Raw genomic sequence first — 10,540 nt, forward strand, 5'->3', positions numbered from 1 at the left:
CTTATTCGCACCTTCCCTAATATGCAGCGCTATAAAGTTCAGCCTGACTGGGATATTAAACTAACCGACGACTGGCGTTTTGGCGGCTGGTTTGCCATGTATCAGTTTGCCAACGATCTGAAAAAAACCGGCTATTCTGACAGCCGCGTCGAGACCGAAACCGGTTTTACCTGGACAATTAACGAAACGGTCTCGGCAAAAGTTAATTACTATTTAGAGCGCGGTTTTAATATGGACGGTTCACGTAATAACGGTGAATTCTCCACTCAGGAAATTCGCGCCTATCTGCCGATTTCATTGGGTCAGACGACGCTAACGCCTTATACCCGTCTGGGACTCGATCGCTGGTCAAACTGGGACTGGCAAGACGATCCTGAGCGTGAAGGACATGATTTCAACCGTTTGGGTATGCTGTACGCCTATGATTTTAACAATGGTTTATCCATGACGCTGGAATATGCCTACGAATGGGAAAACCATGACGAAGGGGAAAGTGACCGCTTCCACTATGCCGGTATCGGCGTGAATTACGCGTTTTGATAACACTTCACCAGGGGCGTTTGCCCCTGGTTTTTAGCGTAATGAAGCCGCATCTGAAAAATGCGTTTCAACCAATATCTTATGCGGGGCAGGTTTACCCGCTATGCACCTGAACAACACATCGCAGCTCTCTTCGCCCAGCTTTCTGGTGGGGATATCAAAGCCGCCAGGCGCAGGGGTTAAAATGAGAGATAGCATTGGGTCGCTGTATCCTGCCATTGCGACCTGTTCCGGGATCGTCAGGTTTAGCGCATCCGCGGCACGATAAAGACTCAGCAATTTCATACTGTCTGTCGCAAAAACCGCATCGGGCGGGTTGTCTGAAGAGAGTAGCTGACAGGCCGCCTGAAGCGCGCTTTCATGGGTATACCCGCCATCAATAACCCAGTCCGGGTTAATCGCAATACCCTGCTTCTCAAGGCTCGATTTATAGCCCGCCAGGCGATCGATAGAAACGTGATAATCGAGCGGGGCATGCAGGCAGGCAATTTTAGTGCGACCATGTTTGATAAATGAGTCGGTTAATATGGCGCTGTCGCGGAAATTATCCGTGTCGACAGAATAGATATTCTGGTAATTGCCTTCCACTTTACCAATAACGACCACGGGCACGCCATATTCGTCCAGCGTCGCGAAAAAAGACTCGTTCGCCGGCGAGCTTAGCATGATGATCCCCTTGATCATCTTCTGCTTTATTTTACCTACGCATTTTTGCAGATCATCTTCGCTGCTTTTGGACGTTTGTAAAATAACATCAAAACCCTCTTCTTCTGCTTTTGCCGTAATGGCATGTAGTACATCAGAGAAAAACGGATTGCCTGCGGTGGTTTTGGTTGAACGGGTCGAAATAACCATAATGGCGTCGAAGCCAGAAGAGGTGAGTGCGCGGGCAAGTTTATTCGGTTGATAATTTAATTCTTCTATCGCCTTCAACACCTTTTCGCGCGCTTCAGGAGAAATATTCGTTTGTTTATTCAGAACGCGCGACACGGTTGATTTCGAAACGCCAGCAACGCGGGCAATATCATAGATGGTGGGTGACATACACCTTACTCACTCCAGACGGACAGCAATTGCGCCCATCTTACTGGAGAGAAAACGGCAATAGCAATAATTAAGAATTGATAATCAACGATCTGCCCCAATTTACTGTATTCTGAAGTGACTTTTTTCAGGGTTCCAGGCAATGAAGGACGGCGATGAAGCGACTTAAAAACGAATTCAATTCTCTGGTGAACCGTGGCGTTGATCGCCATCTGCGTCTTGCCGTGACGGGGCTGAGCCGCAGCGGTAAGACAGCATTCATTACGGCGATGGTCAATCAGCTGTTGAACCTGCATGCAGGGGCGCGCCTGCCACTGCTTAGCGCAGTGCGCGAGGAGCGGTTGCTTGGGGTGAAACGCGTACCGCAACGTGATTTTGGCATACCCCGTTTCACCTATGATGAAGGTCTGGCGCAGTTATACGGGGAGCCTCCCGCCTGGCCCACCCCGACGCGTGGCGTGAGCGAAATCCGTCTTGCGCTTCGTTTCCGCTCGAATGAATCCCTGATGCGTCACTTCAAAGAAACGTCCACGCTCTATCTCGAAATTGTGGATTACCCGGGAGAATGGCTGCTCGATTTACCGTTGCTGGCGCAGGATTACCTGAGCTGGTCCCGACAGATGACCGGTCTGTTGCAGGGGCAGCGGGCAGAGTGGTCGACCAAATGGCGCCAGCTTTGCGAAGGACTGGATCCGCTGGCACCGGCGGATGAAAACCGTCTGGCCGTCATAGCCGAAGCCTGGACGGATTACCTGCATCAGTGCAAGCAGGAGGGGTTGCATTTTATTCAGCCGGGCCGATTTGTTCTGCCGGGTGATTTAGCCGGTGCTCCCGCGCTACAGTTTTTCCCGTGGCCGGACGTTGACAGCATCGGTGAATCGAAACTGGCGCAGGCGGACAAGACCACCAACGCCGGTATGCTCCGCGAGCGATACAATTATTACTGTGAGAAGGTGGTTAAGGGCTTTTATAAAAATCACTTTTTACGCTTTGACCGCCAGATCGTGCTGGTGGACTGCCTGCAACCGCTCAACAGCGGGCCGCAGGCGTTCAATGATATGCGGCTGGCGCTGACGCAGCTGATGCAAAGCTTTCATTATGGCCAGCGTACGCTGTTTCGCCGTTTGTTCTCGCCGGTCATCGACAAGCTGCTGTTTGCCGCCACAAAAGCTGACCATGTGACGGTCGATCAGCACGCCAACATGGTATCCCTGCTGCAACAGCTGGTGCAGGATGCCTGGCAGAATGCGGCCTTCGAAGGGATCAGTATGGATTGTCTGGGGCTGGCGTCCGTACAGGCTACGCAGAGTGGGTTGATTGACCTGAATGGCGAGAAAATTCCGGCCCTGCGGGGCAACCGTCTCAGCGACGGTGCGCCGCTCACGGTCTATCCGGGGGAAGTTCCGGCGCGTCTGCCGGGCCAGGCTTTCTGGCAAAGCCAGGGTTTTCAGTTCGAAGCCTTCCGTCCGCAGAGTATGAACGTTGACCAGCCATTGCCGCATATCCGTCTGGATGCCGCGCTGGAGTTTTTAATTGGAGATAAATTGCGATGACGGAACCGTTAAAACCACGCATTGATTTTACCGGCCAGCTTGAGCAGTCCCCGCATGAGGCGTTTAAAACGGCGCAAACCTTCAGCGGGCCGCAGGCCGACAACTTTGCTCCCGTGCTGGCAGACGAACCGATGGTTGAAGAGGGGCAGGCGGAAGCGGTTGTTGATGCGGCACTGCGCCCGAAACGCAGCCTGTGGCGCAAGATGGTGACCGCCGGGTTAGCCCTTTTTGGGGTGAGCGTAATCGGTCAGGGCGTGCAGTGGGGCGTCAATGCCTGGCAAACGCAGGACTGGGTGGCGCTGGGGGGATGCGCCGCCGGGGCGTTGATTGTTGGTGCGGGCGTTGGCTCAGTCGTCACCGAGTGGCGTCGCCTCTGGCGTTTGCGTCAGCGTGCCCACGAACGCGATGAAGCGCGGGATCTGCTGCACAGTCACGGCACAGGAAAAGGGCGTGCTTTTTGTGAAAAGCTTGCGGCTCAGGCCGGGATTGATCACTCTCACCCGGCGCTTCAGCGCTGGTATGCGGCGATCCACGAAACCCAGAATGACCAGGAAGTGGTCACGCTCTATGCCCACATTGTTCAGCCGGTGCTGGATGCGCAGGCTCGTCGTGAGATCAGCCGCTCGGCGGCGGAATCTACCCTGATGATCGCCGTCAGTCCGCTGGCGATGGTGGACATGGCCTTTATCGCCTGGCGCAACCTGCGCCTGATCAACCGCATCGCCAGACTGTATGGCATCGAGCTTGGCTATTACAGCCGGCTGCGCCTGTTCAAACTGGTATTGCTGAATATCGCCTTCGCCGGGGCAAGCGAACTGGTACGGGAGGTCGGGATGGACTGGATGTCGCAGGATCTTGCGGCGCGTCTCTCTGCCCGGGCGGCGCAGGGGATTGGTGCCGGTCTGCTGACGGCACGCCTGGGCATCAAAGCGATGGAGGTTTGTCGTCCACTCCCCTGGATCGATGGCGATAAGCCGCGGCTGGGGGATTTCCGTCGCGAATTGATTGGCCAGCTTAAAGAGACGCTCAATAAAAAACCTGCTCAGTGAGGTTCTGTTTACTAATCGTGCGGGCTGTCAATATTTGTTGACAGCCACCTTCCCGAATACCGTGATCTGACATATCATTTTACTGTTATTGGCTTAAACGGTGAATTTCCCATGCGTCTGGAAGTCTTTTGTGAGGACCGTCTCGGTCTGACCCGCGAGTTACTCGATCTTCTTGTTTTACGTAGCATTGATTTACGTGGCATAGAGATCGACCCTGTCGGGCGAATTTACCTCAATTTTGCCGAAATTGAATTTAATACCTTCAGTAGCCTGATGGCGGAAATCCGCCGTATCGATGGCGTTACGGATGTACGCACCATCCCCTGGATGCCGTCCGAGCGGGAACATCTTGCGCTGAGCGCGCTGCTGGAAGCAATGCCGGAGCCGTTTCTCTCTCTCGATCTGAAAAATAAAGTCGAGCGCGTTAACCAGGCCAGCTGCCAGCTGTTTGCGCAGACTCAGGAAAAACTTATCGGGCACCACGCCACGCAACTGATTACCGGTTTTAATTTCCAGCGCTGGCTGGACAGCAACCCGCAAAATACCCATAGCGAGCATGTCGTTATCAACGGACAGAATTTCCTGATGGAGATCACGCCGGTCTACCTGAAAGGGGAAAATGCCGCGCGGGTGCTCACCGGCGCGGTGATCATGCTGCGTTCCACGGTGCGCATGGGACGCCAGTTACAGAATCTTTCCAGCCAGGACGTCGGCGCATTCAGCCAGATTATTGCGGTGAGCCCGAAGATGCGTCATGTAATCGACCAGGCGCGCAAGCTGGCAAATCTTACGGCACCGCTGCTGATTACCGGGGATACCGGTACGGGGAAAGATCTGCTGGCGCATGCTGTGCACATGGCCAGCCCGCGTGCGGCAAAACCGTATCTGGCGCTGAACTGCGCGTCTATTCCTGAAGATGCGGTGGAAAGTGAGCTGTTCGGGCATGCGCCGGAAGGTAAAAAAGGCTTCTTTGAACAGGCGAACGGCGGCTCGGTGCTGCTGGACGAGATTGGCGAAATGTCGCCACGCATGCAGGCGAAACTGCTGCGTTTTCTCAATGACGGCACGTTCCGCCGTGTGGGGGAAGATCATGAAGTGCACGTGGACGTGCGCGTCATCTGCGCCACCCAGAAAAACCTGGTGGAGCTGGTGCAGAAAGGGGTATTCCGCGAAGATCTCTACTATCGTCTCAACGTTCTGACACTCAATATACCGCCGCTGCGCGATTGCCCGCAGGACATTATGCCGTTGACGGAACTGTTCGTGGCCCGTTTTGCCGACGAGCAGGGCGTGCCACGTCCGAAGCTCTCTGCCGACCTGGGCACCGTGCTGACGCGTTACGGCTGGCCGGGCAATATTCGTCAGCTTAAAAATGCGGTCTATCGCGCATTAACTCAGCTTGAAGGGTATGAACTGCGTCCTCAGGATATTCTGTTGCCGGATTACGATGCCGGGACGGTCTCGGTAGGCGAAGAGGCAATGGAAGGCTCGCTGGATGACATCACCAGCCGTTTCGAGCGTTCGGTGTTAACGCAGCTTTATCGCAGCTATCCGAGCACGCGCAAGCTGGCTAAACGTCTTGGGGTGTCTCATACCGCGATTGCGAATAAGCTGCGCGAGTATGGGTTAAATCAGAAGAAGGGTGACGAATAAATAAAAAAGCCTCTTTGCAGAGGCTTTTTTACGTTTAGGCTTTAAGCGCTTCAAGTGCAGCGGTGTAATCCGGTTCGGTAGTGATTTCGTTAACCAGCTCACTGAAAACAACGTTGTCGTTTTCGTCGATCACCAGTACCGCACGAGCAGCCAGACCTTTCAGCGCGCCTTCGGAAATGGCAACACCGTATTTTTCCAGGAAATCCGGGCTGCGCAGAGTGGAAAGGGTGATGACGTTGCTCAGGCCTTCAGCGCCGCAGAAGCGGGACTGGGCAAACGGCAGGTCAGCAGAAATGCACAGCACTACGGTGTTGTCCATTTCGGTCGCCAGCTGGTTGAATTTACGCACTGATGCAGCACAAACGCCAGTATCGATGCTTGGGAAAATGTTCAGGACTTTACGTTTGCCAGCAAACTGGCTCAGCGTGACGTCAGACAGATCTTTAGCCACCAGAGTAAAAGGCTGTGCTTTGCTGCCAGACTGTGGGATGGAACCTGCAACAGCAACCGGGTTGCCCTGGAAATGAACGAGTTGTGACATAGATATCTTCCTGTTTACAAATAGTTAACGTCGTGGCTAGTGTATGTCATCCGCAGTTAGCACGGCAAACCAATTTTCTGCCTTTCCGGCCTGCAAGGAGTTAGTGATGAGAAGCGTTAAGGTCTATGAAGAAGCCTGGTCATTGCACACCCCGTTTGTGATCTCGCGCGGCAGCCGTAATGAGGCCTGTGTGGTCGTGGTTGAATGTGAAGAGGACGGCGTAAAAGGCGTCGGGGAATGTACCCCTTATCCTCGCTACGGAGAAAGCCTGGCGTCAGTCATGGCGCAAATTATGACGGTGGTGCCCGAGTTGCAGGCGGGTCTGACGCGCGAGGCTCTTCAGCTTCGGTTGCCGGCCGGCGCGGCACGCAACGCGATTGACTGCGCACTCTGGAGTCTGGAAGCGGCGAAACAACAAAAACCGCTGCCTGCGCTGCTGGACGTTACGCTGCCGCAATCGATCGTCACCGCGCAAACGGTGGTCATCGGTGAACCAGAGCAAATGGCCGCCAGCGCTCAGGCGTTGTATGCCACCGGTGCAACATTATTAAAGGTGAAGATCGACGATCGTCTGATTAGCGAACGCATGGTCGCCATTCGTGCGGCGGTGCCTGATGCCACTCTTATCGTCGATGCGAACGAATCATGGCATAGCGAAGGGCTGGCAGCCCGTTGTCAGCTGCTTGCCGATCTGGGCGTTGCCATGCTGGAGCAACCCCTCCCGGCAGAAGACGATGCCGCGCTGGCGAATTTTATTCATCCGCTTCCCGTCTGTGCAGATGAAAGCTGTCATACCCGTGAGAGCCTGTCAGCTCTCGAGGGACGCTACGAAATGGTGAACATTAAGCTGGATAAAACAGGTGGATTAACCGAAGCCCTGGCACTGGCACAAGATGCGCAGGCGCAAGGCTTTGCTCTGATGCTGGGCTGCATGTTGTGCACGTCAAGAGCGATCGGCGCTGCGCTCCCGCTGGTGAACAGCGTGCGTTTTGCCGATCTTGACGGCCCAACCTGGCTGGCGGTTGACGTATCACCCGCCCTGAATTTTACCTCCGGTGTACTTCATCTTTGAGGCTGCCAGCGCAGGAGATCTGTCATCGCCCGCAGGTATTTTTCGCTCGCTTCATCCGAGGAGATGGGCGGAAACTCTGCGGTGATACAGTGAAGGCTAAGGTCCGCGCACCAGCTGCCAAACGACCCGGGTGTTTCATAGCCAACGCTGCTCACCAGAGGTAGAGCAAACGCATCCGCCAGCCACTGCCCGAGCGCCGTATTACGAGGATCTTCAATACAGGCGAGGGGATCGTGGAAAGAGACAACCCAGGCCGGGTGGATCTTATGAATAAGCTGGCACAATGCCTGAGTCTCCGGTTCGGAACCGGGTTTGTCTCCCGTGAGCAGGACAACATCTCGCTCCTGCGCTGAACTGTTCCAGCGATACACCGTTTCACCGGCGCGCCAGTTTGCCGCCGGGAAGTTCCTGTTCAGGTCAACGCCGCGTGCATTCGCCCGTAATCCAAGCTGACAACCGTCCGGGTTGACGGTCAAAATCACATGATGTCGTCGTAAATCGGGGGCCAGCGTACGTAGCGCGCACGAGAGCGTCACGACAGACGAGTTTTCATCGCCATGCGTGCCCGCAATGATTAAGCCGCTAGTGCGATCGGCCTCGGGTGCCGGAAACCAGATCAGCGGCGCGCCTAAAAACGAGCGTCCATAATGTTCAGTCCCGGGCGGGAAGGCGCCGCGTTCCGTTCTTGGTCGGGTAGTTGCCATAGTAAACCCTGATGATAAAGTCACTTCTGGCAGTGTTGTGCAAAAGCCGCGCTTAATCAAATAGTTTCCGTGTGTGTGGAAAATTGCCTGACATCAACTTTCCGGAGGAAGCATTTGCATTTCTCCGTTTCGAAACAAATAATTACGCATCTGTCTGTTACCTGACATCATTAAGGGGATCGTATGAAGCATCCTGTTTCGCTTCTTTGTACTGCGCTGTGGCTGTGCGGGCTTTCTTCACTTTCATATGCCGCGGAGGTTCCCGAAGGAACGGTTCTGGCGCAAAAGCAGGAGCTGGTTCGACATATTAAAGATGAGCCCGCTTCGCTCGATCCGGCAAAAGCGGTGGGGTTGCCCGAGATACAGGTGATCCGCGACCTCTATGAAGGGCTGGTAAATCAGAACGAAAAAGGGGAGTTAGTTCCCGGCGTGGCGACGCGCTGGCAGAGCAATGACAACCGCGTCTGGACGTTCACGTTGCGGGATAACGCTAAGTGGTCTGACGGAACCCCGGTGACGGCACAAGATTTTGTCTATAGCTGGCGTCGTCTGGTTGATCCTAAAACAACGTCACCTTTCGCCTGGTTTGCGGCGCTGGCGGGCATTAACAATGCCCAGGCCATTATCGACGGCAAAGCTGCTCCGGATACCCTCGGCGTGACGGCGGTGGATGCTAAAACGTTGCGCGTGCAGCTGGACAAACCGCTGCCCTGGTTCAGCAATCTGACGGCTAATTTCGCGTTTTATCCTGTTCAAAAGGCCAATGTGGAAAGCGGTAAGGAATGGACGCGCCCTGGCGCGCTCATTGGCAACGGTGCGTATGTGCTGAAAGATCGCGTGGTGAATGAAAAACTGGTGGTTGAGCCGAATTCTCATTACTGGGATAACGCCAGGACGGTGCTTAAAAAAGTCACCTTTGTGCCAATCAATCAGGAGTCCTCAGCGACCAAACGCTATCTGGCGGGCGATATCGATATTACAGAATCGTTTCCGAAAAACATGTACCAGAAGCTGCTTAAAGATATTCCGGGTCAGGTATATACACCGCCACAGCTTGGGACCTATTACTACGCGTTTAACACGCAAAAAGGCCCAACCGCGGATGCCCGCGTACGTCTCGCGCTCAGCATGACAATCGACAGACGTATTATGGCGGAGAAAGTCCTGGGGACCGGTGAGAAACCGGCCTGGCATTTTACTCCCGATGTCACTGCGGGTTTTACGCCGGAAGCCTCGCCATTTGAGCAGATGACGCAGCAGGAGCTGAATGCGCAGGCGAAAACGTTGTTGCAGGCGGCAGGCTATGGCCCTCAGCGGCCGCTAAAATTAACGCTGCTGTACAACACGTCTGAAAACCATCAGAAAATTGCGATTGCCGTCGCATCCATGTGGAAGAAAAATCTGGGTGTTGACGTTAAGTTGCAGAATCAGGAGTGGAAAACCTACATCGACAGCCGCAATACCGGGAATTTTGACGTCATCCGTGCATCGTGGGTAGGGGACTACAATGAGCCGTCAACATTCCTGTCGCTGCTGACATCCTCCCATAGCGGGAATATCTCACGATTCAACGATCCTGCTTACGATAAGATTATTCATCAGGCGACGCTCGAAACCACTGAAAAAGCGCGTAATGCCGACTACAACATGGCCGAGAAGATCCTCACCGAGAAAGCACCGATTGCCCCTATTTATCAATACACCAATGGCCGTCTCATCAAGCCATGGGTTAAAGGTTATCCGATAAATAACCCAGAGGATGTTGCGTACAGCCGTACAATGTATATTGAAAAGCACTAAAAAGAGCTCAGGGCGCTACGTGATTATGGTTAACATCCATTAACCCATAAGCGCCCGCTCTAAGGGTTGATAGTTTTACAGCATGGTTATTACCGAATATCCCCTTCATATCAGCCCATCACTCATTGTCATGATGAATATCTTCAAAGAGATTCTTTCTCCCGTTTATCGAAAAATGCGTAGTCATTTATTCGCCATTCCTGTAGCAGTATAGTCATTACTGTTTTTAAGATTGAATTTGTCCGATACAGGATTTTTCATATTCATGTCGTTTATTGAATTAAAACCTTATTTTTCTGCGCTGTTACGGGCCATGTTAATAAATACATTGATGTAAATCAATTATTCAACCTCATGTAACGATAAGTTCAATATTTCCAATCAAAGCAGTCATTCCTGCCAAATTAATGTGAATAAATAGTTAATTTTTGCTGTGTGTCATGTATCTATGGCATTTATGAGTACAATAATTTAGTGGAATATTCTTAAGAAAAGTCTAATGGTAGATCTTTGATCTGATAAGTTGATTTTAAATGAGCTTTTGCTCTAATATGGTTTTGTAAAGAAACGTCACTAACTTAACA

9 protein-coding genes are annotated in these 10,540 nt (G+C 53.1%); 6 read left to right on the forward strand and 3 right to left on the reverse strand.

Annotated elements, in window-relative coordinates; genetic code table 11:
• Nucleotides 1-540, forward strand: a 540-nt coding sequence (locus tag IPZ49_RS22350) for an OmpG family monomeric porin (RefSeq protein ID WP_193762878.1), incomplete at its 5' end; no start/stop codon positions are given.
• A 33-nt stretch (nucleotides 541-573) separates the two neighbouring features.
• On the opposite strand, the gene IPZ49_RS22355 is transcribed toward IPZ49_RS22350, so the two are convergent.
• On the reverse strand, nucleotides 574-1,584 hold the full coding sequence (locus IPZ49_RS22355; RefSeq protein WP_023296696.1) for a LacI family DNA-binding transcriptional regulator: 1,011 nt from the start codon (nucleotides 1,582-1,584) through the stop codon (nucleotides 574-576).
• A gap of 155 nt (nucleotides 1,585-1,739) precedes the next feature.
• On the opposite strand from IPZ49_RS22355, the gene IPZ49_RS22360 reads away from it, so the two are divergent.
• The 3 genes from IPZ49_RS22360 (at nucleotide 1,740) to tyrR (ending at nucleotide 5,839) form a co-directional block, all read left to right on the forward strand.
• Nucleotides 1,740-3,137, forward strand: a complete 1,398-nt coding sequence (locus IPZ49_RS22360; RefSeq protein WP_063932756.1) for a YcjX family protein — start codon at nucleotides 1,740-1,742, stop codon at nucleotides 3,135-3,137.
• Nucleotides 3,134-4,186 (forward strand): YcjF family protein, encoded by a 1,053-nt coding sequence (locus IPZ49_RS22365; protein WP_032669702.1) that lies wholly within the window; start codon nucleotides 3,134-3,136, stop codon nucleotides 4,184-4,186. Before IPZ49_RS22360 ends, IPZ49_RS22365 begins: the two co-directional genes overlap by 4 nt.
• 111 nt (nucleotides 4,187-4,297) lie before the next feature.
• A complete protein-coding gene (gene tyrR / locus IPZ49_RS22370; RefSeq protein WP_023303818.1) occupies nucleotides 4,298-5,839 on the forward strand; it encodes a transcriptional regulator TyrR in 1,542 nt (513 codons plus the stop codon).
• 34 nt (nucleotides 5,840-5,873) lie between these two features.
• Here tyrR and tpx read toward each other — a convergent pair whose 3' ends face one another.
• Complete coding sequence (gene tpx / locus IPZ49_RS22375; protein WP_003856889.1) at nucleotides 5,874-6,380, reverse strand: thiol peroxidase; 507 nt, start codon at nucleotides 6,378-6,380, stop codon at nucleotides 5,874-5,876.
• A 106-nt stretch (nucleotides 6,381-6,486) separates the two neighbouring features.
• Here tpx and ycjG point away from each other — a divergent pair, with 106 nt between their 5' ends.
• On the forward strand, nucleotides 6,487-7,452 hold the full coding sequence (gene ycjG, locus IPZ49_RS22380) for an L-Ala-D/L-Glu epimerase (RefSeq protein ID WP_063932757.1): 966 nt from the start codon (nucleotides 6,487-6,489) through the stop codon (nucleotides 7,450-7,452).
• Here ycjG and mpaA read toward each other — a convergent pair.
• Nucleotides 7,443-8,156 (reverse strand): murein tripeptide amidase MpaA, encoded by a 714-nt coding sequence (gene mpaA / locus IPZ49_RS22385; RefSeq protein ID WP_063932758.1) that lies wholly within the window; start codon nucleotides 8,154-8,156, stop codon nucleotides 7,443-7,445. The two genes, ycjG and mpaA, sit on opposite strands and share 10 nt — an antisense overlap.
• Nucleotides 8,157-8,339: 183 nt before the next feature.
• Between mpaA and IPZ49_RS22390 the strand changes: the two genes are divergently transcribed.
• Complete coding sequence (locus IPZ49_RS22390) at nucleotides 8,340-9,956, forward strand: ABC transporter substrate-binding protein (RefSeq protein ID WP_033486876.1); 1,617 nt, start codon at nucleotides 8,340-8,342, stop codon at nucleotides 9,954-9,956.
• Nucleotides 9,957-10,540 lie beyond the last annotated feature (584 nt).

Origin of the sequence: Enterobacter cloacae complex sp. S2 (assembly GCF_015159675.1) — a bacterium.
GTDB lineage: Bacteria > Pseudomonadota > Gammaproteobacteria > Enterobacterales > Enterobacteriaceae > Enterobacter > Enterobacter intestinihominis.

Coding starts and splice junctions, on each gene's coding strand:
- IPZ49_RS22355 (WP_023296696.1), bottom strand. CDS start 1,584: ATGTCACCCACCATCTATGATATTGCCCGCGTTGCTGGCGTTTCGAAA.
- IPZ49_RS22360 (WP_063932756.1), top strand. CDS start 1,740: ATGAAGCGACTTAAAAACGAATTCAATTCTCTGGTGAACCGTGGCGTT.
- IPZ49_RS22365 (WP_032669702.1), top strand. CDS start 3,134: ATGACGGAACCGTTAAAACCACGCATTGATTTTACCGGCCAGCTTGAG.
- tyrR (WP_023303818.1), top strand. CDS start 4,298: ATGCGTCTGGAAGTCTTTTGTGAGGACCGTCTCGGTCTGACCCGCGAG.
- tpx (WP_003856889.1), bottom strand. CDS start 6,380: ATGTCACAACTCGTTCATTTCCAGGGCAACCCGGTTGCTGTTGCAGGT.
- ycjG (WP_063932757.1), top strand. CDS start 6,487: ATGAGAAGCGTTAAGGTCTATGAAGAAGCCTGGTCATTGCACACCCCG.
- mpaA (WP_063932758.1), bottom strand. CDS start 8,156: ATGGCAACTACCCGACCAAGAACGGAACGCGGCGCCTTCCCGCCCGGG.
- IPZ49_RS22390 (WP_033486876.1), top strand. CDS start 8,340: ATGAAGCATCCTGTTTCGCTTCTTTGTACTGCGCTGTGGCTGTGCGGG.